Source organism: Rhodanobacter ginsengisoli (assembly GCF_042657065.1).
GTDB lineage: Bacteria > Pseudomonadota > Gammaproteobacteria > Xanthomonadales > Rhodanobacteraceae > Rhodanobacter > Rhodanobacter ginsengisoli.
The window spans coordinates 1455440-1479365 of record NZ_JBHSNF010000001.1 but is presented as its reverse complement, the minus strand read 5'-3'; the positions used below and the strand labels follow the sequence as shown (position 1 = coordinate 1479365).

Below are 23926 nucleotides of genomic sequence, written 5' to 3'. Positions count from 1 at the left end.
TCACTCGACGCGGGAGTCAGTGCCATGAAAGACATTCTGGTTTACACGGAAAAGCTCCAGGACTGGTCACCCGCCGTGACCTATGCCGCAGGCCTCGCCGCCACATTCGACGCCACCCTCACGGGGCTCCACGTCTGCGTGTCACCGATGACCACGATGCCCCCATACGATGCACCCGGGGTGATGGAAAACCTGCTGGAAGACATCCGTGCGCGGGAGGACGACGCATTCGCTGCCGGCGACTCCTTCATCGCCAGGGCAACCGGGTCGGGTGTGCCGCGTGCCGCCTGGCAAGTGGCCACGGGCTACCTTCCGAGCGTACTGGAGCGCATCGGCAACTGGCAGGACCTGCTGGTACTCGAGCGCACCGCCAACGCGCCATGGGGCACGACACCTGCCATCAGCCGCATCCTGCTGACGGCCGGACTGCCATGCATCATGCTTCCCACGGGATACGAGCAAGCGTTTTCGCTCGATTGTATCGCCCTGGCCTGGAACGGCGCGGCGGAAGCGGTCCGGGCCATCCATGCGGCGCTGCCGCTGATCCGGCGCGCCAAACGCGTATTGCTTCTGCAAGGCGAAAGCCGGCCCGAATTCAGTGTCAGCGAAATCAGCTGGCGGCCCGAGTTCGACATTTTCCACTACCTGCGTCAGCACGGCGCCCAGGTCGAGCAGCATCCGTTGGTCACGAGCGGGCGCGATGCGGGCGTGGCCCTGCTCGATGCCGCCGACCAACACGGCGCCGACCTGCTGGTGATGGGTGCCTGGGGCCGCACGCGCTTCAGCGAGTGGATGCTCGGCGGCGCCACGCGCCACGTGCTGAATCATGCCGGGATACCGGTGTTCATGCGGCATTGAGACCGGAGCACGCATGTCTCCCGGTGGACCGCCACGATCGGGCGGCCAGCGGGCTTGATTCAAATCAATACGCCAGCCGCGGAAAAGCCGCAGTCTTCAAGTCGTTCACGGGGAATTCGAACAACTTCCCTGGAGGGGAACTGTCATGTATTCGACGTTGATGGTCTACCTCGAGCCGCACCGCGACAACACGCATCTGCTGGCGGCCACGCGAGATCTCGCCGAGCGTTCCGGCGCTGCCGTCATCGGGGTCAGTGCCGGCCGGCAATTCTATCTTGGCTACGCAGTGCGAGGCGTATCGGGCGATATTTTCGAACTCGATCGCCAGGAAATACAACGAAGCATGGCCGCTGCGGAGTCCGGATTCCGCGCCGCACTCGAACAGCCCGGCCGCCATGTCGAATGGCACGCCATCGTGACCAGCAGCCCGCCGATCGGTCAGCTCGCCAGCCAGGTGCGCAGTGCCGATCTGGTGATCACCGGAGCGGAGCGAGGCGGCACATCCGGGGTAGATGCCGGCGATCTGGTCATGCGGGCCGGACGCCCGGTGCTGGTCGTTCCGGCGGGTATCGACAGGCTGACCGCGCGGAATGTCCTCGTCGCCTGGAAGGATGCCCCGGAAGCGCGTCGGGCGATATCCGACGGGCTGGTGTTCCTCAAGACCGCCGGCCGCGTGCAGGTGGTCGAGATCGCCGACGCCGAAGGTATCGCCGAGGCCCGCCGGAGCGTGGAAGATGTCGTCCAATGGCTGAAACGACACGGCATTGAGGCCGAAGGCAAGGCCGTCCCGGAAACCGGTGACCATGCGCTCCAGCTCGCCGCCATTGCCGAGGAGGAAGGCGCTGACCTGATCATCGCCGGCGCCTATGGCCACAGCAGATTCCACGAATGGGTACTTGGCGGGGTGACCAGCGATCTGTTGCTGCGTTCCCGGGTGCCCACGTTGCTCTCCCACTGAGAACGGGCAGGACGGAAACTTGCGGCGCTACTTCCCTGCCCCGGCATGCATCCAGCCTGCGTGGCCATTGCCTGGCCGGGCAACGTCGAGGCGACTGGCCGGCGTATTCGCGGAGACCCGGATCGCGCTCGGCGTCAGCACGGCCGATCGCATGGGCCCGCGTCTCCGTGGAAGCACGCAGTCACGGCGGAACGTTTGAACCGGCGCGGGCCGGTTCATGTACAGCGAGCTGAAAGCGAGGGACTCAACGTGTCGGAGATCAAGGTTTTCGGACTGGGGTGCAGCCGCACGCAGGCACAAGCAATCGCGGCGGCGTTGGGTGTCCCGCCAGCGGGCATCGAGGAGCGTGAATTCGAGGATGGCGAGCACAAGGCGCGGCCGCTGGAAAGCGTTTACGGCGCTGACGTCTACGTGGTGCATTCGCTCTATGCCGACCGGGAGCAAAGCGGCAACGACAAGCTGTGCCGATTGCTGTTCTTCCTGGCCACGGTGCGCGACCAGGGTGCCGCCCGGGTCACCGCCATCGTTCCCTACCTGTGCTATGCGCGGAAGGATCGCCGGACCAAGCCGCATGACCCCATCACCACGCGCTACGTGGCACAGATGTTCGAAGCCAGCGGAGTCGATCGCGTGCTCGTGCTCGACGTGCACAATCCGGCGGCATTCGAAAACGCCTTTCGGTGCAGGACCGAACTTCTGCACGCACAGGAGCTATTCGTCGAGCACCTGCTTGCAGGCATGCGCACTCAGGACGTCACCGTGCTGTCTCCGGATGCCGGTGGCCTCAAGCGGGCCGATGCCTTTCGTGAGGTCATGCAGAAAGCCCACGACCGGCCGGTGGGCCTGGGCCTGATGGAGAAGCGACGCAGCGCCGGCGTTGTATCCGGAGACACCCTGTTTGCCGATGTCGCCGGGCGCAGCGTGATCATCGTCGACGACATGATCGGCACCGGCACCACCCTGCTGCGCGCCGCCCGGGCCTCGCGCGACGCGGGCGCCCGCGCCGTGCTCGCCGTCGCCAGCCATGGCCTGTTCGTCGGCTCCGCCGCCACGGCATTGGCCGACCCGGTGCTGGATCGCATCGTCGTGACCGACAGCGTCTCGCCTTTCCGCCTGGAGGGCAGCCCGGCAGCGGCCCGCGTCCAGATATTGGCGAGCGCCCCGCTGTTCGCCCGGGCGATAAGACAGTGGCGTGGAGAGGAATCGGCGACCGCCTGATCGACCGCCGCCCGTCGGCGGGGATTGAGTCTGCGTCGACGGATTCGGCGAAGGGCCGAAGTGGAGGGTGCCGGTCACCGAGCGCTCAATCACCCGATCGCGCCAGCACGCACCGGGCAATGCGCAGGTACTCGTTGGCGCGTGCCACCCAGGGTCCCGCGGCACCGGTGTCCGGATCGTCGAGATGCCAGATCGCGACCTTCGCACGGACAAAGGCGTTTTGTGCCTTGTGGAACTCGATCAATGGCCTCGCTGGATCGTCATCGCCGAGTTCGACGTAGGCATCGAATAGCCAGCCATCCGATGCGGGCTCGCCCAGACGTTCGCACTCCATCGCCAGAAACGACAATTCGTCGATGGGATCGCGCAAGCGCAGCGCCCGGTCGAACTCGATGCAGTCGATGATCGTCGGCGGCCGGGTCAGGTAGATATGCTCGGGGCGCAGATCGCCGTGGCCTTCCACGATGCGGCCCTCGCGCACGCGTGCGCCGAGCAGGCCCGCATGCGCCCTGATGCGTTTGCGCAGATCCGTGGCTATCCCGTCCACCCGCGCCCGATCCAGGCCGAATTCCGGTCGGGAAAGTTCGTGGGCGGTAACCTTGACCAGCTTCGCCAGGCGCCTCGTGTAACCGGCAGGCGTCCAGTGGGGACGGGCTGCTTCGGAGAAGAACGGCACGAGCCGCTCGATGATGCCACGGGCGTCGGCGGCATCGAATGAGCCGTTCTGGAGACGGCTTTCCAGGGTCAATGCCGAGTCAAGACGCTGCATCTTCACCAACCAGTCGACGGGTCGCCCATCACCGTCGAGCGCCAGCCTGCCGGCACGATCGCAGGTCAGCGGCACCACGCCCAGGTAGACATCTGCCGCCAGCCGGCGATTGAGGCGAAACTCGCTCTCGCAGTAGCGCCGACGCGCGCTCGGCGACCTGTAGTCGATGATGTCGTGATGGAAGGGCTTCTTCAGCTTGTAGACGTGCTTCCCGGCGAAAAAGAGCCAGGACATATGCGTTTCGAGCGCTTCGACTCGCGCAGGATGCTCCGGATAACTTGCCGGCCGGCTCAGGAAGGCGAGCTTCGCCGCCAATCCGGGAGCATGGGCCGCGCGCTGCGATGTCGCCGGGTCAGCCACCGGCGACATCCCCGGTCGGCGCGGCCGAGGTCGGCTGGATCTCGAAGCCCTCATCCAGCAGCATGATCACCTCGCTGCCCAGTGGGCGGCAGGCATCGCGCAGTCGATGCGCTATCCAGATCCGTGCATCGGCATCGGGCGGCGTGGTGCAGCCGATGCGTAACTGGATCGGATAGGCGCATACCCGCTCGACCCGGCCGGCGCCGAGGTCCAGGAGATACAACAATTGCCGATCATTGCGAAAAACCTCGTCCAGCGTGTAATCGTCGACCAGGTCCCCGGTGGAATAGATCGCCACTCCACCGGCTCGCCATTCGGTGCCAAGGATATGGTGCGGACTGTGCCCCCACAGCACCCGCGCGCCGGCGTCCAGCAGCTCGGCCGCCAGTTCCCGATAGGCCTCCGGAATGGACGGCACCCAGTTCGGCAGCCAGTGCAGCGAAACGACCAGATGGTCGACCTGCGCCGCCTCGGTGCGCACACGCTCGACCAGCCCGTTTCGCACGGTCCGATCCTGCAGGTCGAGGTAGTGGATGCCGGCTCGCTGCGGGGTCGCCGCAAAATCGGCCTGATGATCGCAGACCGCGAGGACGCCCACCTGCTGGCCGTCGCCTTCGAGACGACGCACGGCGGCAGCACTCGCCAGATCCGCACCGGCACCGGCAACGGCCACACCGTGCTGTTCCAGGATCGTCAGGGTATCGACCAGACCTTCGCTGCCTGCGTCCATTACATGGTTGTTCGCCAGGCTGACCAGGTCCACCCCGGCCAGTTCAAGCACACGCACCGCATCGGGTTCGGCCCGGAAGTAGAACGCCTTGGCCGGGCCGGCGTAGCGCTGGCGACGCGCACTCAAGGCGCATTCGAGGTTGACCAGAAACAGCTGGGCACGAGCGATCAGTGCCGATATCGCGGCGAACGGATACGCCGCGCCCTCCTCCGCCAGCACCCGCGTCACCAGACGCCCCAGCATCACGTCGCCTCCCAACAGCAGTCGCAGCGGCGGGTTCATCGCATATCCACCGGTCCTCTCCGAATGTCGGCGCCTGCCGCACGGCTTTCTGTCAGTGATTTGCCGATCGTGCAGCCTCGGTTGAAATCGTGAACTTCCCGTTGCCGACCGTATTGATGCAGGTCAAGCGCACGGCATCGCCTTGATCGCCATCAAGGTCGCGTCCGTGGCGACGATTAAGCTGACCGCGTCCAGCCGCGACAGCCCCGCATGAACGAATTCGCCCTGCATCTGATATCGCTGATCTACTTCATGGCCCCGGCCTACCTGGCCAACATGGCCCCGCCCTTCGTGCGCTACTGGAAAGGCTGGAACCGGCCGATCCATCAGCGTCTGCTCGGCAGCCACAAGACCGTGCTCGGCTTCGCGCTGGGTGTGGCGGTGGCCGTGCTGGTCACGCGCCTGCAGGCGGCACTGGCATGGCCGATCGGCCGTATCGACTACGGGCACTGGCTGCTGTTCGGCCTGGGCTTCGGGGTGGGAGCCATGGCCGGCGACGCGCTGAAGAGCCTGCTCAAACGCCGGCTCGCCATCGCACCGGGCAAACCGTGGCTGCCGTTCGACCAGCTCGATTTCGCGCTGGGCGCGCTGGCTCTGGTGGGCGTCCAGGCGGCCCTGTCATGGCCCGACGTACTGGTGATCCTGATCGCGACCTTTGTCGGCGATCTGGCAGTGAACCGGCTCGCGTTCCGGCTCGGCATCAAGGAGAGTCCATGGTGAATCCGGAGTACGATTCCGACAATCGATCGGACGCGTCATCGGAGCATCATGAGATGGCTATCCGACACGGAGCCTGCCGTCGCATCACCGCAGGTGTGCACGACGCAGGCGAGACCCGCGACTACCGCTAGACCCGACCACATCCCGCGGGAACCCAGCGGCGCTGCTCTTGCAACGGCCGGGGTTTATTTGATCCTGGTCAAGACCGCTGCCGCGCGGTCGCGCGATTCTTTCCAAGTGGCCAGCCGGGCCATCTTCGCGGAGACAACTCATGCGCACCGCTGATATTTGCACCCGCCAGGTCATCAGCACGGAAGCGGCCGTATCCATACGTCAGGCGGCCGAGATCATGCGCAAGCATCATGTCGGCGCGCTGGTGGTCACCGAACCGCCGAATGGCGAACGCATACCCATCGGATTCGTCACCGACCGCGACATCGTCGTTGCGGTGGTCGCCGTGGGCATCGACACCGAAGCCCTCACGGTGGGGGACATCATGAGCCAGAACCTGGCCACATGTACCGAGAGCGAAAACATATTCGATGCGATCCAGACGATGCGTGCCCGCAGCGTGCGGCGCCTGCCCGTAATCAACCAGAAAGGGGGGTTGGCGGGCATGCTCACCGCCGACGACATTTACTCCGCGCTGGGCGCGCACATGCGCGAGCTCAATGCGGCACTGACGCGCGAGCAGGTGCATGAGATGAAATCGCGCGCCTGAGTACCCCACCGCGTGGAGTAACTACCATGACAAAGCCCAATCTGGTGGCTTATTACTCGATGACCGGCAACACGCGAAGGATCGTCGACGAAGTCGTCGGCGCGCTCCACGCCGATGCTGAGGAAATTCGCGAGCCGCACCCGCGCCACGGCCTCGGCGGTGTCCTGCGTGCCTTGTTCGACGCCATCACCCGACGCGAACCGCCCATCGAGCCCGGCAGGTACGATCCGGCGGACTACGATCTGCTGGTCTTGAGCGGCCCGATCTGGGCCGGGCGCCTGGCTGCCCCGGTGCGGAGCTACGCACGACAGCATGCGGGAAAGGCACGCCGAATCGCCTTTGTGTGTACGGAAGGTGGCCGTGGCGGAGAGCAGGCATTTGCCGAACTGAGCAGCCTGTGTGGCCGCACACCCGATGCGACGCTGGAGGTCACCGCCGAGCAGATAAGGAATGCGAGCTATCGGGAGGCAGTGCAGCGCTTTGCATCGAGTCTGCCGCCCATGAAAGCGGCCGGGTGAACAAGCACGGGGGCATGGATATCCGCAATTCACCCCGACGGTTCCCTTGCGCATCGAGAAAGTCGTCCGGTCGGCGTGCAACGCCATTCGACAAGCATGAATCGCGCGACCCGATTTACGGCGGACCGGTTTTCCGTGGAGTTCCGGGGGTGGCCGTCCAGCCGATGGCAAAACCTGACGAGACAAGAAACATGTGATGACTCGCCGCACACCCGATGCAACGAAAGCAGAGCCGGCTGACACCGTCGACGTCCGCCGCGACGGAAGCCAAGGGCAGAGGCAGGCATGCCCTTCCCGCGAGCCTCCGGGCCTGTCGAGCAGCGAGGCGGCTGCCCGCCTTCGCCGCAACGGCCCCAACCTGTTGCCGCGAGCGCAACGGACCCGCTGGCTGGGTACGCTCGGCAACCTTCTGCGCGAACCGATGCTGCTGCTTTTGCTCGTTGCCGCGGCCATCTACTGGCTGTTGGGCGATCCACAGGAAGCGGCGGTACTGGGCGTCTCGATACTGCTGGTGATCGCCGTAACGGCGTATCAGGAACTGAAATCCGAACACGCGCTGCAAGCGTTGCGCGACCTCAGCAGCCCGCGTGCCCGCGTGCTTCGTGATGGAACGACTCGGTTGATCGCCGCGCGCGAGCTGGTGACCGGCGACGTGATCGTGCTGGCTGAAGGCGATCGCATACCCGCCGACGCCCGCATGTTCGGCGATGGCGATTTGCAGGTCGACGAATCGATGCTCACTGGCGAGTCGGTGCCGGTGCGGCACCGAAGCGGCGCTGCCATGGCTGACAGCGAAAGCGAATGGCTTGGTGCGAGCACGCTGGTGGTTGGCGGCCAGGGCACGGCCGAAGTCATTGCTACCGGCGCGGACACCACCGTGGGGCGCATCGGCGCCGCACTGCGCTCGATCCGCAAGGAACTGAGCCCCATGCAGCGCGAGATGCGGCGGGTGGTCGCCACTCTGGCCCTGATCGGGCTGGCTTCCTGTGCGCTGGTGGTCGCGCTCTATGTCAGCACCCGCGGCCACTGGCTGGAGGGATTGCTGGCCGGCATCACCCTGGCCATCTCCAATGTGCCCGAAGAGCTGCCGGTGGTGATGACGGTATTCCTGGCGCTCGGCGCATGGCGCATGGCCCGCCATCAGGCACTTGTCCGGCGGGCACCGGCGATCGAGGCGCTGGGTGCCATCACCGTGTTGTGCACGGACAAGACCGGGACGCTCACCGAAAATCACATGGCCGTGACCGAACTGGCGCTCGGCGCGGAAGCGGCGCCTCCCGGAGCAGGCCTTTCGACCGCGCTGCGACGCGCACTGGAATGCGCGGACCTGGCGGGTCCCCAGCGCTCGACCGACCCGATGGAGCAGGCGATCCGGACTGCCGCGCGAGACAGCGGCGTATCCGGGCGCCACGAGCGGGAGCATGTGCGGGAATATCCGCTGTCCGACGAACTGCTGGCCAAGGTCGAAGTCTGGCGTTCATCCGAACTTTCCGCCCTGCAGATCGCCGGCAAGGGCGCACCCGAAGCGATGGCCGACCTGTGTGCGCTCGAGCCCGCGACGCGCGCCCAGACATTGGCCCGGGTGGACGACATGGCCCGGCGCGGCCTGCGCGTCCTCGCCGTCGCGGAGGCGACCTGGCCCGACGCCGACGAAGCCCTGCCCGCTTCGGCGGATGGATTCCAATTCACCTGGCGTGGCCTGGTCGGGCTGGCCGATCCGCTGCGCGATGGCGTACCCGAGGCGATCGCCGAGGCCCGGGAGGCTGGCGTGCGCGTGGTCATGCTGACCGGCGATCACCTGCAGACGGCCTGCGCCGTCGCCTCTTCCGCCGGCCTGGGCACGCGAGTCAGCGCGCTCGGCAGTGAGCTGGACGCGCTGGACGATGACGAGCTTGGCCGGCGCGCGGCCGGCATCGACGTATTCGCGCGAGTGCGACCGGAGCACAAGCTGCGCCTGGTGCGCGCGCTGAAGCAGGCCGGCGACGTGGTGGCGATGACCGGCGATGGCGTGAACGACGCGCCCGCGCTCATGGCCGCACACGTGGGCATTGCGATGGGTGGGCGCGGTACCGATGTGGCGCGCGAGGCGGCGTCCATCGTGTTGCTGGATGACAATTTCGTCACCGTGGTGAAAGCCATCCGGCGCGGGCGCACGATCCACGACAACATCCTGCGCGCCGTGCGTTTCGTCCTCGCCGTGCATGTGCCCATCACCGGCCTCGCCCTGCTTCCCCTGCTCACGGGTGCCCCGCTGGTATTGTTGCCGGTGCATGTCGTGTTTCTGGAAATGATCGTCGATCCGGCCTGCTCGATCGTGTTCGAGCGCGAGCCACCCGAGGCGAACGTGATGCGTCGCCCGCCACGGCAGCCCAACCGGCCTCTGCTGGATCTTGCCACCCTGCTCAGCGGCCTTGCCGAAGGCTTGATCGTGCTGGCCGCTGTCGTCGGCATCTATGCCTACGGGCGCCATGTCGACCTGCCACAAGCCCAGTTGGCGTCGATGTCGTTCACGGCAGTGGTCACCGGCAATCTGGGCCTGATCCTGCTCAACCGCTCGGGAACCAGCATCCTGGGTGCACTGCAGCAGCCGAATGCCGCGTTCTGGCTGGTTTCCTGCGCGGCGCTCGGCCTGTTGATGATCGCGATCTGGGTGGACATGCCCGCGCGCTGGTTTCGCTTCGCCCCCCTGCCGCCCGGGTTGATGGCGATCGCACTTCTCCTGCCACTGCTTTCGGTGCTCTGCTTCGATCTGCTGCGACGCCGCTTCCCGCTTTTTCGCCGCGGCACGTCGACCGACAGCTCCTGACTCCTGAGCCACCCGGCCATCACTCACGAGCGATCATTTCCTCGAAGCACGAGAGACCGGCACGCCGGGCCAGCCCGAGCCTGCCTCCCGCGAGAACAGCGCCGTCCATTGATTTGAATCAATGAGCGACCCGGACGAGCCCTTCAGAATGTTTTCGCCGCATTGAAGTCTGGTGTCTCGTCTCTCCGGCCACCTGCTCGCTGACGAGACGCCGGTAACCGCATTCTCAGGACGCCTGCCAGCCCCATCGACAGCATCCTGCAAGAGCTCGGACGCACCTCGATGCAAGGCATGGACCGGTGGAGACCGTCGATGGCCGACTGCTGTATGCCCCACCCCGCTGGCAGGCGCCGCGCCAGTCACGTCCTTGAGCATTGGAAGAGTCCCCGCCATGAATGCACGTCCGACCGACACCGCTGGATTCATCGAGAACCGCACCTTCGACGAAATCGAGGTAGGCGATCACGCCAGCCTGGTGCGCACGCTGGCGCAGCGGGACATCGAGCTGTTCGCGGCGATGTCCGGCGACGTCAGCCCGGCGCACATGGATCCGGCGTACGCGCGCACCGACCTGTTCCATCGGGTGATTGCGCACGGCATGTGGGGCGGCGCACTGGTCTCCACCGTGCTGGGCACCGAGCTGCCCGGGCCGGGCACGATCTACCTGTCCCAGGATCTTCATTTCAACCTGCCCATTGGACTGGGCGACACCGTCACGGTCAGCGTCACCGCCAGGGAGAAATTCGCCGATACCCATCGCATCGTCTTCGACTGCCGCTGCATCAACCAGCGCGGCGAGGACGTGATCCTCGGCACCGCCGAGGTGCAGGCCCCGGTCGAGAAAGTCCGCCGCCCGCGGATCGAACTGCCGGAAGTGCGCCTGGGCAACCACGACCGCTTCCGCGAACTGATGGCGCGGGCGGCCTTCGGCTCATCCATCGCCACCGCCATCGTGCATCCCTGCGATGACGTGTCGCTCGGTGCAGCGATCGACGCCGCCCGGGCCGGGCTGATCGTGCCCATCCTGGTCGGCCCCGCCGCGAAGATCCAGGCTGCCGCGCAACAGGCGGGGCTCGACATCAGCGGCTACCGGCTCGTCGACACCCCGCACAGCCATGCCGCCGCCGCGCGGGCGGTAGCCCTGGTGCGCAATGGCGAAGCGCGGCTGCTGATGAAGGGCTCGCTGCACACCGATGAACTGATGCATGCCGTGGTCGCCGCCGATACCGGCTTGCGCACCGAACGTCGGCTCAGCCATGTCTACCTGATGGACGTACCCGGTTATGCGCGGCCGCTGCTGGTCACCGACGCGGCGATCAACATCGCGCCCTCGCTGGCCGACAAGCGCGACATCATCCAGAACGCGATCGACCTGGCCCTCATCATGGGCATGAAGATCCCGCGCGTCGCGGTGCTCTCCGCGGTGGAAACGGTCAACCCGGCGATCCCCTCGACAGTGGATGCCGCCGCGCTGTGCAAGATGGCCGAACGCGGCCAGATCAGCGGGGGCATCGTCGACGGGCCGCTCGCTTTCGACAACGCGGTCAGCCCGGAGGCGGCGCGCGAGAAAGGCATCGTCTCGCCGGTGGCGGGTCTGGCCGACATCCTGGTGGTACCCGACCTGGAATCCGGCAACATGCTGGCCAAGCAGCTGACGTTCCTGGCCGGGGCCGACGCCGCCGGCATCGTGATGGGCGCCCAGGTGCCGATCATCCTCACCAGTCGCGCCGATTCGCCACGAACCCGGGTCGCCTCCTGCGCCGTGGCGGTGCTGGTGGTGCGCTCGCGCGCGTCCCGCCCCCAGCCGTTGGTGGCGGTGGAGGCCTGAGCATGCCCGAAGCCGTCCTCACCCTGAATGCGGGTTCGTCCAGCATCAAGTTCGCGGTTTATGAAGTGACAGCGGACGCGACGGCGCGGCGCCTCTCGCACGGCCAGATCGAGGACATCGGCGGCGCGCCCCATTTCGTCGCCACCGATGGCGGGGGCGCGATCCTGGCCGAACACCGCTGGCCGGCGGGCGCATCGCTCGACCACGAGGCCCTGCTGAGCCCGCTGCTCGAGTGGATCACCCGTCACCTCGGCGCGGAGTCGCTGATGGCGGTGGGCCACCGGGTGGTCCATGGCGGCGAGACCTACGATCGGCCGGTGCGCCTGACGCCCGACGTGATCGCGGCGCTGTCCAGGCTGACGCCACTGGCGCCACTGCACCAGCCGCACAACCTCGCGGCGGTGGCCGCGGTCGCACGCCTGCGCCCCGGACTGCCCCAGGTGGCCTGCTTCGACACGGCGTTCCATCACGGCCTGGCGCCGACCGTGACCCGGCTGGCCCTGCCGCGCCGCTACGCGGCCGAGGGCGTGCGCCGCTACGGTTTCCACGGCCTGTCCTTCGAGTACATCGCCGGTCGCCTGCGCGAGCAGGACCCGGCGCTGGCGTCCGGGCGTGTCATCGCGGCGCACCTGGGCAATGGTGCCAGCCTGTGCGCGATCCATGATGGCCGCAGCATCGACGTCACCATGGGCTTCACCACGCTGGACGGACTGGTGATGGGCACGCGCTGCGGCAACCTTGATCCCGGTGTCGTGCTCTACCTGCAGCAGGTGCACGGACTCGACGCCGCGGCGGTAGAGCACCTGCTGTACCACGACAGCGGCCTGCTCGGGGTTTCAGGGATCAGCAACGACATGCGCACGCTGCTGGACAGCGACGACGTGCACGCGCGGGAAGCGATCGACTTGTTCGTGTTCCGCATCGCGCGGGAGATCGGCGCGCTCACTTCCAGCCTGGGCGGTCTCGACGGGCTGGTGTTTTCCGCCGGCATCGGCGAACACGCGCCACCGATCCGGGCGGCCGTGTGCGCGCGACTGGGGTGGCTGGGCGTCAGCTGCGACCTCGCCGCCAACGCCGGCAATGCCGCGCTGATCAGCACGCCGGACAGCGCCGTGCAGGTGCGCGTCATCGCCACCGACGAGGAATCGATGATCGCCACGCACACGGTGAACCTGCTTCACCCCGCGTTGGCATCGGCGGGGTGATCGTGGCGATGCATCGCGCCAGTGCAGTTGCGCGACGGGCCGGCGGATCGAACCGCTACTTCGAAGGGCGAAGGACGTCCGACGACAGCCCACCGCACACCCACCGGTCGGGCTCGGCGACCCCGATCGCCACGTCGTGATCCCGGTTCATGTCAGGCATCAGGAGAACCCGCCGATGACAACCCGCACACTCACGCCCGACCTGCTGCAGCGAATGGATGCCTACTGGCGCGCCGCCAACTACCTGGCGGTGGGCCAGCTCTACCTGTTCGACAACCCGCTGCTGAAGCGTCCGCTGACGCTCGCCGACGTGAAGCACATGCTGCTGGGGCACTGGGGCACCACGCCCGGGCAAAACTTCATCTACGTGCATCTGAACCGGGTCATCCGCAAGTACGACCTGGACATGATCTACGTCTCCGGACCCGGGCACGGCGGCCCGGCGGTGGTCGGCAACACCTACCTGGAGGGTACCTACAGCGAGATCTATCCGGAGATCAGCCAGGACGAGGAAGGCCTGCGGAAGCTGTTCCTGCAGTTCTCGTTTCCCGGCGGCATCCCCAGCCACGCTTCGCCGGAATGCCCCGGCTCGATCCACGAGGGCGGCGAGCTGGGCTATTCGCTGAGCCACTCGTTCGGTGCGGTGTTCGACAATCCGCAGCTGATCGTCGCCTGCGTGGTCGGCGACGGCGAGGCGGAAACCGGCCCACTGGCCACGGCCTGGCATTCCAACAAGTTCCTCGATGCGGCCAGCGACGGTGCGGTGCTGCCGATCCTGCATCTGAACGGCTACAAGATCGCCAACCCCACCGTGCTTGCCCGCATCAGCCACGAGGAGCTGGAGCAGCTGCTGCGCGGCTACGGCTGGTCGCCGATCTTCGTCGAGGGGCATGAGCCGGCGCTGATGCACGAGGCGATGGCGACCGCGCTGGACACCGCGGTGGAACAGATCCGGGCATTCCAGCGCGATGCCCGCGAGCGCGGCGAGCGCACCCGCCCGCGCTGGCCGATGATCGTGCTGAAGTCGCCCAAGGGCTGGACCGGGCCGAAGTTCGTCGATGGCCTGCCCGTCGAGGGCACCTTCCGCGCGCATCAGATCCCGATCAAGGTGTCGGCCACCTCGCCGCCCGAACACCTGCGGCAACTGGAAGACTGGCTGAAGAGCTACCGCCCGCAGGAACTGTTCGACGCGAACGGCCGACTGCTGCCGGAACTGGCCGAACTGGCGCCGGTGGGCGCGCGCCGGATGGGTGCCAATCCGCATGCCAACGGCGGCATCCTGCTGCGCGACCTGCGCCTGCCGGACTTCCGCGACTACGCCTGCGACGTACCCGAACCCGGCGTGCGCGGCATCGGTGACACCCATGTGCTGGGGCCATTCCTGCGCGACGTGGCGAAACTCAACGACGAACAGCGCAACTTCCGCGTGTTCGGGCCGGACGAGACGCTTTCCAACGGACTGGAGGCGCTGTTCGATGTCACCCAGCGGCAGTGGGACGCCGCCACCGAGCCGACCGACGAGTTCCTCGCGCCCAGCGGCCGGGTGATGGAGATGCTCAGCGAGCACCAGTGCGAGGGCTGGCTGGAGGGCTACCTGCTGACCGGGCGCCACGGCCTGTTCAACTGCTACGAGGCGTTCATCCACATCGTCGACTCGATGTTCAACCAGCATGCCAAGTGGCTGAAGGTCACCGCGGGCCTGCCGTGGCGGCGCCGGATCGCCTCGCTGAACTACCTGCTGGCCTCGCACGTGTGGCGGCAGGACCACAACGGCTTCACCCACCAGGATCCCGGCTTCATCGACCACGTGGTGAACAAGAAGGCGTCGGTGGTGCGGGTCTACCTGCCGCCGGATGCGAACTGCCTGCTGTCGGTGATGGATCACTGCCTGCGTAGCCGGCATTACGTCAACGTGGTGATCGCGGGCAAGCATCCGGCACCACAGTGGCTGTCGATGGACGCGGCCGTGAAGCACTGCAGCGAGGGCATCGGCATCTGGCCGTGGGCCAGCAACGATCAGGAAGCGGACGCGCCGGACCTGGTGATGGCCTGCTGCGGCGACGTGCCCACGCTGGAGACGCTGGCGGCGGTGTCGATCCTGCGCGAACACCTGCCCGAGCTGAAGATCCGCGTGGTCAACGTGGTCGACCTGATGCGCCTGCAGCCGTCCAGCGAGCATCCGCACGGCCTCGGCGACGTCGACTTCGACACGTTGTTCACCCGCGACAGGCCGGTGGTCTTCGCCTTCCATGCCTACCCGTGGCTGATTCACCGGCTGACCTACCGACGCACCAACCACGACAACATCCATGTGCGCGGCTACAAGGAGGAAGGCACCGTCACCACCCCGTTCGACATGACCGTGCTGAACGAGCTGGACCGCTTCCACCTGGTGATGGATGCGATCGACCGGCTGCCGCAGACCGGCGACCGCGGCATGTACCTTAAGCAGAAGTTGCGCGACAAGCTGATCGAACACAAGCAGTACATCGACTGCCACGGCGAGGATCTGCCGGAAGTCCGCCACTGGCGCTGGGGCCAGTCGGACGGGAGTCGGAAGCAGCCATGAGCGGTCGTGACGACAAGCCGAACACGGGCGTCGTCGCCTCGGTGCGAGGCAGCGTGGTGGACGTGGCTTTCGGGCAACGCCTGCCACCGGTGCATTCGCTGCTGCGTGCCGGTGCACAGCAGCAGATCGTGCTCGAGGTGCTGGCGCAGCAGGATGCCCAGCGCGTGCGCTGCATCGCGTTGACCTCCACCCAGGGTCTCGCCCGCGGCGACGTCGTCGCGGACAGCGGCGGCCCGCTGAAGGCGCCGGTCGGCAAGGGCATCCTGTCACGGATGTTCGACGTGTTCGGCCAGGCCATCGACCGGATGCCGGCACCGACCGACGTGCAATGGCGTTCGGTGCACCGGGCGCCACCGCCACTGGTGCAGCGCTCGACCCGATCCGAGATCTTCCAGACCGGGATCAAGGCCATCGACGTGCTGGTGCCGCTGGAGCGCGGCGGCAAGGCCGGGCTTTTCGGTGGCGCCGGCGTCGGCAAGACCGTCCTGCTGACCGAGATGATCCACAACATGATCGGCCACCACGAGGGCGTCAGCATCTTCTGCGGCATCGGCGAGCGTTGCCGCGAGGGCGAGGAGCTGTACCACGAGATGCAGCAGGCCGGCGTGCTGGAGAGCATGGTGATGATCTTCGGCCAGATGAACGAGCCGCCCGGCAGCCGCTTCCGGGTCGGCCACGCGGCGCTGACCATGGCCGAGTATTTCCGCGACGACGAGCATCGCGACGTGCTGCTGCTGATCGACAACATCTTCCGCTTCATCCAGGCCGGCTCCGAAGTGTCCGGCCTGATGGGACAGATGCCTTCGCGGCTGGGCTACCAGCCGACCATGGGCACCGAGCTGTCGGGGCTGGAGGAGCGCATCGCCAACACCGAGGCCGGCGCCATCACCTCGATCCAGGCGGTCTATGTGCCGGCGGACGATTTCACCGACCCGGCGGCGGTCCACACGTTCTCGCATCTATCGGCGTCCATCGTGCTCTCGCGCTCCCGCGCCAGCGAAGGCCTCTACCCGGCCATCGATCCGCTGCAGTCGAACTCCAAGATGGCCACGCCGGGCATTGTCGGTGAACGGCACTACGCCCTCGCGCAGCAGATCCGGCACACGCTGGCGCAGTACGACGAACTCAAGGACATCATCTCCATGCTCGGCCTGGAGCAGCTCTCGCCGGAGGATCGCAAGGTGGTCGCGCGCGCGCGCCGGCTCGAGCGCTTCCTCACCCAGCCGTTCTTCACCACCGAACAGTTCACCGGCATGAAGGGCCGGCTGGTCAGCCTGGAGGATGCGCTGGATGGCTGCGAGCGGATCCTGCACGACGAGTTCAAGGACTTTCCCGAAAGCACGCTGTACATGATCGGCGCGATCGACAAGGCGAAGGACAAGCTGAAGGCGACTCCGTCCCGCGCACCGGCCGCGCCCGTGCCGCAACCTCGACCCGTGCCGGAGGCCGCCGCCGATGAACCTTGAGATCCTGCTGCCGTTCAAGGTCTTCGCCCGCAAGACCGATGTCTCGCGCATCGTCGCGCAGACGAGCGCGGGCTCGTTCGGTCTGCTGCCGCATCGCCTGGATTGCGTGGCATCGCTGACGCCGGGGATCCTGCTCTATGAAACGCCCGCCGATGGCGAGGTCTTCGTGGCCGTCGACGAAGGCGTGCTGGTCAAGACCGGCGCGAACGTGTTCGTCTCGGTAAGGCGCGCCCTGGGCGGAGCGGACCTGGGTCAGCTGCGCGCCGCCATCGAGCAGGAGTTCCGGCGCGTGGACGAGCGCGAACAGGACGTGCGCCAGGTGATGGCGAAGCTGGAGGCGGGTTTCCTGCGCCGCTACGCGAGGCTGTCGTCATGACCGCCCGCAAGCCTCCCGACCAGGCTCCGAAACCCGGACCCGCGCTGGCCGAACAGGTGGACGCGCAGGCACGGCGCAAACTCAGGGCCCGGCGCCGGGGCAGCGCGAACGTCTGGTTCGGTCTCGGCATGATGGGACTGATCGGCTGGTCGGTGGCGGTGCCCACGCTGGTCGGCGCCGCCCTGGGCCTGTGGCTGGACAAATACCACGCGGGCAGACACGCCTGGACGCTCGCACTGATGGTGGCCGGGCTGGCCATCGGCTGCTTCAACGCATGGCGCTGGATCGTCAAGGAAGACAAGGCCATGCACGACGACGCGGAGGACGACGATGAATGACCTGCTGACGTGGCTGCTGGCGTGGGTGGCGGGCGCCGCGCTGGGCACGATATTTTATGGCGGCCTGTGGTGGACGGTGCGCAAGCTCGTTGCCTCCGGGCAGCCGGCGCTGTGGGTATTCGGCAGCCTGTTGCTGCGCATGGCGATCGCCCTGACCGGCATGTATTTCGTCGCCGGCGGTCACTGGCAACGGCTGCTGCTGTGCCTGCTCGGCTTCGCCATGGCCCGCCTGGCGGTCACCCGGCTGACACGGGAACCCGCGCCACCGCGCAGCGAATCCCCCGAGGAGGCCGCTCATGCACCTCAGTCCCGATGAAATGATCTTCTGGCAGTACGGCTGGCTGAAACTCAACGGCACCATCGTGTTCACCTGGGCACTGATGCTGGTGCTGGTGGTCGGCTCGAAACTCGTCACGCGCAGGCTTTCCCGCGATCTGCAGCGCTCCCGCTGGCAGAACGTGCTGGAAGTGGTGGTCGGCGCCATCAACAGGCAGATCCAGGATGTCGGCCTGGCCCAGCCCGGCCGCTACCTGGCCTTTCTCGGCACGCTGTTCCTGTTCATTGCGCTGGCCAGCCTGTGCACGATGATTCCGGGCTACGAGCCGCCCACCGGCTCGCTCTCGACCACCGCGGCGCTCGCCCTGTGCGTGTTCGTGGCGGTGCCTGCCTTCGGCATCCGGGACCAGGGCCTCGCCGGCTACCTGAAGTCGTATGCCGAACCGACCATCATCATGTTGCCGTTCAACATCATCAGCGAACTTTCGCGAACGCTGGCGCTGGCCGTGCGCCTGTTCGGCAACATGATGAGCGGGGTGATGATCATCGGCATCCTGCTCACCATCACGCCGTTCATCTTCCCCGTCTTCATGACCGTGCTCGGCCTGCTGACCGGCATGGTGCAGGCCTACATCTTCAGCATCCTCGCCGCCGTCTACATCGCCGCCGCCACGCGCACGCGCACGGCGATACCGAAACCGCAGTGACACCACCCGGGAACAAGCTCATGGACAACATGACCATCATCGCCATCGCCTCGATCGTCACGGCCGGCCTCACCATCGCACTGGGAAGCATCGGACCCGCGCTCGGCGAAGGGCGTGCCGTCGCCACCGCCCTGAGTTCGCTGGCGCAGCAGCCGGACAGCGCGGCGACGATCACCCGCACCCTGTTCGTGGGCCTGGCGATGATCGAATCGATCGCGATCTACTGCTTCGTGGTTTCGATGATCCTGCTGTTCGCCAATCCGTTCTGGAACCACGTCATCGCCCAGGTGGCGGGAAAGTAGGCCATGCTCATCGATTGGTTCACCGTCGGTGCGCAACTGCTCAACTTCCTCATCCTGGTGTGGTTGATGAAGCGCTTCCTGTACAAGCCGATCCTCAATGCGATCGACGCGCGCGAGAAGCGGATCGCGAAGGAACTGGCGGATGCCGAGGCCAAGCGCGCCGAAGCGGGCAGGCAGCGCGACGAGTTCCAGCGGCGCAACGACGAATTCGACCGGCAGCGGGCCGCGTTGCTGGACAAGGCCACGGGCGAGGCGAACGCCGAGCGCCAGCGGCTGCTCGAGGAAGCGCGCAAGGCGGCCGACCTGCTCGATGCGAAACGACAGCAGACGATGAGGCGCGATGCGGAAAACCTCGGTCGGGAGATCAGTCGCCGCACGAGCCAGGAGGTGTTTTCCATCGCCCGGAAAACGCTGGCCGATCTGGCCTCGACCACGCTCGAGGCCGCTGCCAGCACGGAGTTCGTGCGCCGGCTGCGCACGATGGACGGGGCCGCCAGAACCAGCCTCGCCGCGGCCATCGCCAGCGCCACCGGACCGGCGCTGGTACGCAGCGCATTCGAATTGCCGCCGGCGCAACGCGCGGCGATCGAGCAGGCATTCCGCGAAACGTTCGCCACCGACATGGCCGTCCAGTTCGAGACCGCGGCCGACCTGGTCGGCGGGATCGAACTGCGCGTGAACGGGCAGCGCGTGGCCTGGAGCATCGATGCCTATCTCGCCTCGCTGCAGGACGCCGTGGCCGGGCTGCTGGAGAGCGGCCAGCCGCCCGGCACCGGGGAGCCCGCCGCGCCCGGCGAATCCACGCCCGCGACAGGATCCCCATGAACACGTCTGCCGACAACCTGCAAGGCATCTACGACAGCGCGTTCGCCGGCATCCGCCAGGCACGCGAGGAATTCACGCCGCGGCTGACCCCGCAGGAGGTCGGCGTGATCACCCAGGTCGGCACCGGCATCGCCCGGGTCTCCGGCCTGCCCGGCGCGGGCTACGAGGAACTGCTGCAATTCCCCGGCGGGGTGTCCGGCATCGCGTTCAACCTGGACGACGACGAGATCGGCGTGGTGTTGCTGGGCGACCATGCCGCCCTGCACGCCGGCGACGAAGTCAGGCGCACCGGGCGGGTGATGGACGTGCTGGTCGGCGACGGGCTGCTCGGCCGTGTCATCGACCCGCTCGGCCGGCCGCTCGACGGTCGCGGCCCGGTGCCGGGCCACGAGCGCCTGCCGATCGAACGTCCCGCCGCAGCGATCATGGATCGCGCACCGGTCAGCGTGCCATTGCAGTCGGGACTGAAAGTCGTCGACGCACTCATCCCGATCGGACGCGGTCAGCGCGAGTTGATCGTGGGCGACCGCCAGACCGGCAAGACCTCCATCGCGATCGACACCATCCTGAACCAGCGCGGACAGAACGTGCTGTGCATCTACTGCGCCATCGGCCAGCGCGCCTCGGCGGTCGCCAAAGTCGTGGCCAACCTGCGCGAGCACGACGCGATGGCCTATACCGTGGTGGTGGTCGCCGAGGGAAACGACGCTCCCGGACTGCTCTACATCACGCCCTACGCCGCGACCAGCATCGCGGAACACTTCATGCTGGCCGGCCGCGACGTGCTGATCGTCTACGACGATCTCACCCAGCATGCGCGCGCCTATCGCGAGCTCTCGCTGCTGCTGCGCCGCCCACCCGGCCGCGAGGCCTTCCCCGGCGACATCTTCTACATCCATTCGCGCCTGCTCGAACGGGCCACCCATCTGCGCGCGGAACGCGGCAACGGTTCGCTGACCGCGCTGCCGATCATCGAGACGGAAGCCCAGGACATCTCCGCCTACATCCCGACCAACCTGATCTCGATCACCGACGGGCAGATCTATCTCTCGCCCTCGCTGTTCGAGTTGGGGGTGCTGCCCGCGATCGATGTCGGCAGATCCGTCTCGCGCGTCGGCAGCAAGGCGCAGCGGCCGTCGTATCGCGCGGTGACCGGCGACCTCAAGCTGGCCTATGCCCAGTTCGAGGAGCTCGAGACCTTTGCCCGCTTCGGCACCCGCCTGGATGAAGACACCCGCGCCATCATCGAACACGGGCAGCGCATCCGCGCATGCCTGAAGCAGCCGGAACTCGGTCCGGTCTCCGTGCCGGCACAGATGGCGATCCTGCTGGCGTTGTCGAACGGACTCTTCGACCCGGTGCCGCTCGCGCAGATGGCAAGGGCCGAGCAGGCCCTGCAGGAAGCCGCCTCGAACATCCCGGCCGCGGTCCGTGCCGGCTTCGAAACCAGCCAGCCCCTGAGCGATCACGATCGCGACGCCATCCTCGAGCTGGCCCGCCAGGCCCTTGCCGACCTGCCCCCGGCGCCCGGGACCGAGCCGACGGAGACGGCCGCGCAGGCGACAGCGGCGAACCCGGACCCGGGCCATGAGTGATTCGATCGCCAGCCTGCGCCGCAAGCTCGGCAGTGCAGCCGACCTGCAGGCCGTCGTGCGTACCATGAAGGCGCTGGCCGCCTCGAACATTGGCCAGTACGAACAGTCCGTGCTGGCACTGGCCGACTACTACCGCACGGTCGAGCTGGGGCTGGGCGTGTGCTTCCGTGGCGCCGGCCGGGCAGCCGGAATCGGCGACGACGTTCGCGCGGCCGATGCGCGTGCGGTCGGCCTGGTCGTGTTCGGCTCCGATCAGGGGCTGGTGGGGCAGTTCAACGAAATCGTGGTCGAACATGCGCTCGCCAGCGTGGCGAAGCTCACCGGCAAGCCGGTGGTGTGGGCGGTTGGCGAGCGCATCCACGCACGCCTGACCGATGCGGGCCTGCCGCCGGCGGGACTGTTCGGCGTACCGAACTCGGTCAACGCCATCACGCCGCTGGTCTGGCAGATCCTGCTGGAGAACGGACAGTCGGCCGGCCAGCAGCATGCGACGGAGCTCCACCTCTGCTACAACCGACCGCTGACCGGCTCGGGCTTTGCGCCGGTGACGCAACGCCTGCTGCCGCTGGACGAAAAGTGGCGCCGCCAGCTGGCCGCACAGCTCTGGCCGAGCGGGAACCTGCCGGAGGTCATCGGCAACGGCACCGACACGTTGCGGGCGCTGATTCGCGAATACCTGTTCGTCTCGATTTTCCGGGCCTGCGCCGAGTCCCTCGCCAGCGAGAACGCGAGCCGCCTGGCCGCGATGCAGCGCGCCGACCGGAACATCGACGAATTGCTGGAGAGGCTCAATGGGAGCTTCCATCGCCTGCGCCAGAACGGCATCGACGAGGAACTGTTCGACGTGGTCAGCGGGTTCGAGGCGCTGACCGGACCGCGGCGCCAGCCCTGAGCGGCGCACCCGGCATCGCTCGCCACCGCGTGTGACCGCACACCGGCAAAGCAGCTCACCTCGTCCGAGGGTCGATATTGCACGGGTCGGAGCGGCGTGGCCGCGGGGTGCTCGGGATATGCGCCACCTCGCGCGCATGGGCGTCGAAACACCGGGCGATGGCGTGCAGCAGCAGGCGTCCCCGCGCGGTCACCCGCAGCCGGCACGCATCCTCCTGCACCAGGCCGTCGGCGAGCAGCGGCCGCAGCCGCTGCCGTTCACGCGCGAAGTACTTGTCGAACAGCAACTGGTGGCGCCTGCCGAACGCCTGCTTGTCGAGCTCGCCGCGGCACATCAGCGTGCCGACCAATTCGCGCCGGATCAGGTCGTCCTCGCCCACCATCAGGCCACGCGCCACCGGCAGCCGGCCCGCATCCAGCGCTGCGTAATAGCCGATCAGGTCGCGCGCGTTCTGGCTGTAGCAGTCACCGACCCGGCTGATCGCGCCGAGGCCCAGGCCGACGGTGTCGCACTCGCCCTGGGTCGAGTAATCGCGGAAGTTGCACCGCAACCTGCCTGCACGCTGTGCCACTGCCAGCTCGTCGTCCACGCGGACGAATTGGTTCATGCCCAGGTAGACATAGCCTGCCCCCGACAGCTGCTCCAGTACGTGTCCCAGCAGGGCCAGCCGGGTCGCGCTGTCAGGCAGGTCGGCCACGTCGACCTGCCGCTGTGGCGTGAACATCTGCGGCACGTGCGCATAGCCGCAGACGGTGATGCGATCCGGCGCCAGCGCGACGACATGTGCCAGGGTGTGGGAAAGACGGTCCAGCCCCTGCTTCGGCATGCCGTAGATCAGGTCGACGCCGATCGAGCGAAAGTGCGCGGTGCGCGCGGCCTCGATCACCTCGCGGGTCCGCTCCAGGCTCTGGATCCGGCCGATCGCCTGCTGCACCTGCGGGTCGAAGTCATGGACGCCGACCGAGACCCGGTTGAAGCCCAGCTCGCCGAGCGCGCGTACATAAGCCGCGTCGGCGAAGCGTGGATCGATCTCGATGCCGTAATCCCGGCTCGCCTCATGACTGAAGCTGAAATGCCGCGCCAGCGATTCCATCAGCTCGCGCATCCGGGCGATGTCGAGGAAGTTCGACGTGCCACCGCCAAATTGCAGCTCACGCACCGACCGGTCACGATCGAACAGCGGCGCGATCAGCCCGATCTCGCGATACAGACGCTCGAGGTAGCGATCGGCTTCCGTCGCATCGGCGGTCAGGCGCTCGCAGCCGCTGTCGCAGTAGAAGCACGGAGTCAGGCAGAACGGCACCGACACCTGCACCGACAGCGGGCGTGGAATCGGCTCCTCGTTGGAATCACGGATCGCCGCGCGCAAGGCGGCTTCGTCGAAATCCGCATGGAACGGCAACGCCGTCGAACAGTCGGCATGGCGCTCGGCCGCGCCGTAGCGGGCGATCAACGCCGGATCGAACTCGTAGGCGTGGAAACCCTGGCTCATGCGACAAAATCTATCGGGCCGGTCACTCGCTCGTCTTGACTGAAATCAAGCCGGGACCGGGAAACGGCGAAACATCCGATACGGGTTGCCCACCCGCCCGCCGCGGTCCGCCCCC

At 67.1% G+C, this 23926-nt stretch carries 22 protein-coding genes; 19 read left to right on the top strand and 3 right to left on the bottom strand.

Annotated elements, in window-relative coordinates; all coding sequences use genetic code 11:
* Positions 1-24: 24 nt before the first annotated feature.
* From ACFPPA_RS06760 to ACFPPA_RS06750, 3 genes are all read left to right on the top strand, one after another.
* Entirely contained in the window at positions 25-858 is an 834-nt protein-coding gene (locus ACFPPA_RS06760; protein ID WP_377318528.1) for a universal stress protein, read from the top strand.
* Positions 859-1003: 145 nt separating this feature from the next.
* Complete coding sequence (locus ACFPPA_RS06755; protein ID WP_377318526.1) at positions 1004-1816, top strand: universal stress protein; 813 nt, start codon at positions 1004-1006, stop codon at positions 1814-1816.
* A gap of 60 nt (positions 1817-1876) precedes the next feature.
* The gene (locus ACFPPA_RS06750) at positions 1877-3034 is read left to right on the top strand and encodes a ribose-phosphate diphosphokinase (RefSeq protein WP_377318524.1); all 1158 of its coding nucleotides are present in this window, start codon (positions 1877-1879) and stop codon (positions 3032-3034) included.
* 85 nt (positions 3035-3119) lie between these two features.
* Here the strand turns inward: ACFPPA_RS06750 and ACFPPA_RS06745 are convergent, their stop codons facing one another.
* Positions 3120-4037: a hypothetical protein gene (locus ACFPPA_RS06745; protein WP_377318522.1), complete on the bottom strand. Its 918-nt coding sequence runs from the start codon at positions 4035-4037 to the stop codon at positions 3120-3122.
* Positions 4038-4155: 118 nt separating this feature from the next.
* On the bottom strand, positions 4156-5175 hold the full coding sequence (locus ACFPPA_RS06740) for a CapA family protein (protein WP_377318520.1): 1020 nt from the start codon (positions 5173-5175) through the stop codon (positions 4156-4158).
* A gap of 210 nt (positions 5176-5385) precedes the next feature.
* Here ACFPPA_RS06740 and ACFPPA_RS06735 point away from each other — a divergent pair, with 210 nt between their 5' ends.
* From ACFPPA_RS06735 to ACFPPA_RS06660, 16 genes are all read left to right on the top strand, one after another.
* On the top strand, positions 5386-5895 hold the full coding sequence (locus ACFPPA_RS06735; protein ID WP_377318518.1) for a CDP-archaeol synthase: 510 nt from the start codon (positions 5386-5388) through the stop codon (positions 5893-5895).
* Positions 5896-6166: 271 nt separating this feature from the next.
* Positions 6167-6616, top strand: a complete 450-nt coding sequence (locus tag ACFPPA_RS06730) for a CBS domain-containing protein (RefSeq protein WP_377318516.1) — start codon at positions 6167-6169, stop codon at positions 6614-6616.
* 26 nt (positions 6617-6642) lie between these two features.
* On the top strand, positions 6643-7134 hold the full coding sequence (locus tag ACFPPA_RS06725) for a flavodoxin family protein (protein ID WP_377318514.1): 492 nt from the start codon (positions 6643-6645) through the stop codon (positions 7132-7134).
* Between the two features lie 310 nt (positions 7135-7444).
* A complete protein-coding gene (locus ACFPPA_RS06720; RefSeq protein WP_377319461.1) occupies positions 7445-9940 on the top strand; it encodes a cation-translocating P-type ATPase in 2496 nt (831 codons plus the stop codon).
* Positions 9941-10331: 391 nt separating this feature from the next.
* Positions 10332-11768 (top strand): bifunctional enoyl-CoA hydratase/phosphate acetyltransferase, encoded by a 1437-nt coding sequence (locus ACFPPA_RS06715; protein WP_377318512.1) that lies wholly within the window; start codon positions 10332-10334, stop codon positions 11766-11768.
* Positions 11769-11770: 2 nt separating this feature from the next.
* A complete protein-coding gene (locus ACFPPA_RS06710) occupies positions 11771-12973 on the top strand; it encodes an acetate/propionate family kinase (protein ID WP_377318510.1) in 1203 nt (400 codons plus the stop codon).
* Positions 12974-13109: 136 nt separating this feature from the next.
* A complete protein-coding gene (locus ACFPPA_RS06705; protein ID WP_377318508.1) occupies positions 13110-15542 on the top strand; it encodes a phosphoketolase family protein in 2433 nt (810 codons plus the stop codon).
* Positions 15539-17008 carry a F0F1 ATP synthase subunit beta gene (gene atpD / locus ACFPPA_RS06700; RefSeq protein ID WP_377318506.1) on the top strand — a complete coding sequence of 490 codons (1470 nt, stop codon included), beginning with the start codon at positions 15539-15541 and terminating at the stop codon, positions 17006-17008. The genes ACFPPA_RS06705 and atpD overlap by 4 nt, the downstream gene beginning before the upstream one ends.
* Positions 16998-17384, top strand: a complete 387-nt coding sequence (locus tag ACFPPA_RS06695; protein ID WP_377318504.1) for a F0F1 ATP synthase subunit epsilon — start codon at positions 16998-17000, stop codon at positions 17382-17384. The genes atpD and ACFPPA_RS06695 overlap by 11 nt, the downstream gene beginning before the upstream one ends.
* The gene (locus ACFPPA_RS06690) at positions 17381-17722 is read left to right on the top strand and encodes an AtpZ/AtpI family protein (RefSeq protein ID WP_377318502.1); all 342 of its coding nucleotides are present in this window, start codon (positions 17381-17383) and stop codon (positions 17720-17722) included. Before ACFPPA_RS06695 ends, ACFPPA_RS06690 begins: the two co-directional genes overlap by 4 nt.
* Positions 17715-18038, top strand: a complete 324-nt coding sequence (locus tag ACFPPA_RS06685) for an N-ATPase subunit AtpR (RefSeq protein ID WP_377318500.1) — start codon at positions 17715-17717, stop codon at positions 18036-18038. Before ACFPPA_RS06690 ends, ACFPPA_RS06685 begins: the two co-directional genes overlap by 8 nt.
* Positions 18019-18705 carry a F0F1 ATP synthase subunit A gene (locus ACFPPA_RS06680; protein WP_377318498.1) on the top strand — a complete coding sequence of 229 codons (687 nt, stop codon included), beginning with the start codon at positions 18019-18021 and terminating at the stop codon, positions 18703-18705. Before ACFPPA_RS06685 ends, ACFPPA_RS06680 begins: the two co-directional genes overlap by 20 nt.
* A gap of 20 nt (positions 18706-18725) precedes the next feature.
* Positions 18726-19007, top strand: a complete 282-nt coding sequence (locus tag ACFPPA_RS06675; protein WP_377318496.1) for a F0F1 ATP synthase subunit C — start codon at positions 18726-18728, stop codon at positions 19005-19007.
* Positions 19008-19010: 3 nt separating this feature from the next.
* Positions 19011-19832 (top strand): F0F1 ATP synthase subunit delta, encoded by an 822-nt coding sequence (locus ACFPPA_RS06670; protein ID WP_377318494.1) that lies wholly within the window; start codon positions 19011-19013, stop codon positions 19830-19832.
* A complete protein-coding gene (locus tag ACFPPA_RS06665; RefSeq protein ID WP_377318492.1) occupies positions 19829-21427 on the top strand; it encodes an alternate F1F0 ATPase, F1 subunit alpha in 1599 nt (532 codons plus the stop codon). Before ACFPPA_RS06670 ends, ACFPPA_RS06665 begins: the two co-directional genes overlap by 4 nt.
* Positions 21420-22319, top strand: coding sequence for a F0F1 ATP synthase subunit gamma (locus ACFPPA_RS06660; RefSeq protein WP_377318490.1), 900 nt, complete (start codon positions 21420-21422; stop codon positions 22317-22319). Before ACFPPA_RS06665 ends, ACFPPA_RS06660 begins: the two co-directional genes overlap by 8 nt.
* Positions 22320-22374: 55 nt before the next feature.
* Here ACFPPA_RS06660 and hemN read toward each other — a convergent pair whose 3' ends face one another.
* Positions 22375-23811, bottom strand: coding sequence for an oxygen-independent coproporphyrinogen III oxidase (gene hemN / locus ACFPPA_RS06655; RefSeq protein WP_377318488.1), 1437 nt, complete (start codon positions 23809-23811; stop codon positions 22375-22377).
* Positions 23812-23926: the final 115 nt, after the last annotated feature.

Excerpts from the sequence above, each read along its gene's own strand:
- ACFPPA_RS06760 (WP_377318528.1), top strand. The coding sequence starts at position 25 with ATGAAAGACATTCTGGTTTACACGGAAAAGCTCCAGGACTGGTCACCC.
- ACFPPA_RS06755 (WP_377318526.1), top strand. The coding sequence starts at position 1,004 with ATGTATTCGACGTTGATGGTCTACCTCGAGCCGCACCGCGACAACACG.
- ACFPPA_RS06745 (WP_377318522.1), bottom strand. The coding sequence starts at position 4,037 with ATGTCCTGGCTCTTTTTCGCCGGGAAGCACGTCTACAAGCTGAAGAAG.
- ACFPPA_RS06740 (WP_377318520.1), bottom strand. The coding sequence starts at position 5,175 with ATGAACCCGCCGCTGCGACTGCTGTTGGGAGGCGACGTGATGCTGGGG.
- ACFPPA_RS06735 (WP_377318518.1), top strand. The coding sequence starts at position 5,386 with ATGAACGAATTCGCCCTGCATCTGATATCGCTGATCTACTTCATGGCC.
- ACFPPA_RS06730 (WP_377318516.1), top strand. The coding sequence starts at position 6,167 with ATGCGCACCGCTGATATTTGCACCCGCCAGGTCATCAGCACGGAAGCG.
- ACFPPA_RS06725 (WP_377318514.1), top strand. The coding sequence starts at position 6,643 with ATGACAAAGCCCAATCTGGTGGCTTATTACTCGATGACCGGCAACACG.
- ACFPPA_RS06715 (WP_377318512.1), top strand. The coding sequence starts at position 10,332 with ATGAATGCACGTCCGACCGACACCGCTGGATTCATCGAGAACCGCACC.
- ACFPPA_RS06710 (WP_377318510.1), top strand. The coding sequence starts at position 11,771 with ATGCCCGAAGCCGTCCTCACCCTGAATGCGGGTTCGTCCAGCATCAAG.
- atpD (WP_377318506.1), top strand. The coding sequence starts at position 15,539 with ATGAGCGGTCGTGACGACAAGCCGAACACGGGCGTCGTCGCCTCGGTG.
- ACFPPA_RS06695 (WP_377318504.1), top strand. The coding sequence starts at position 16,998 with ATGAACCTTGAGATCCTGCTGCCGTTCAAGGTCTTCGCCCGCAAGACC.
- ACFPPA_RS06690 (WP_377318502.1), top strand. The coding sequence starts at position 17,381 with ATGACCGCCCGCAAGCCTCCCGACCAGGCTCCGAAACCCGGACCCGCG.
- ACFPPA_RS06685 (WP_377318500.1), top strand. The coding sequence starts at position 17,715 with ATGAATGACCTGCTGACGTGGCTGCTGGCGTGGGTGGCGGGCGCCGCG.
- ACFPPA_RS06680 (WP_377318498.1), top strand. The coding sequence starts at position 18,019 with ATGCACCTCAGTCCCGATGAAATGATCTTCTGGCAGTACGGCTGGCTG.
- ACFPPA_RS06675 (WP_377318496.1), top strand. The coding sequence starts at position 18,726 with ATGGACAACATGACCATCATCGCCATCGCCTCGATCGTCACGGCCGGC.
- ACFPPA_RS06670 (WP_377318494.1), top strand. The coding sequence starts at position 19,011 with ATGCTCATCGATTGGTTCACCGTCGGTGCGCAACTGCTCAACTTCCTC.
- ACFPPA_RS06665 (WP_377318492.1), top strand. The coding sequence starts at position 19,829 with ATGAACACGTCTGCCGACAACCTGCAAGGCATCTACGACAGCGCGTTC.
- ACFPPA_RS06660 (WP_377318490.1), top strand. The coding sequence starts at position 21,420 with ATGAGTGATTCGATCGCCAGCCTGCGCCGCAAGCTCGGCAGTGCAGCC.
- hemN (WP_377318488.1), bottom strand. The coding sequence starts at position 23,811 with ATGAGCCAGGGTTTCCACGCCTACGAGTTCGATCCGGCGTTGATCGCC.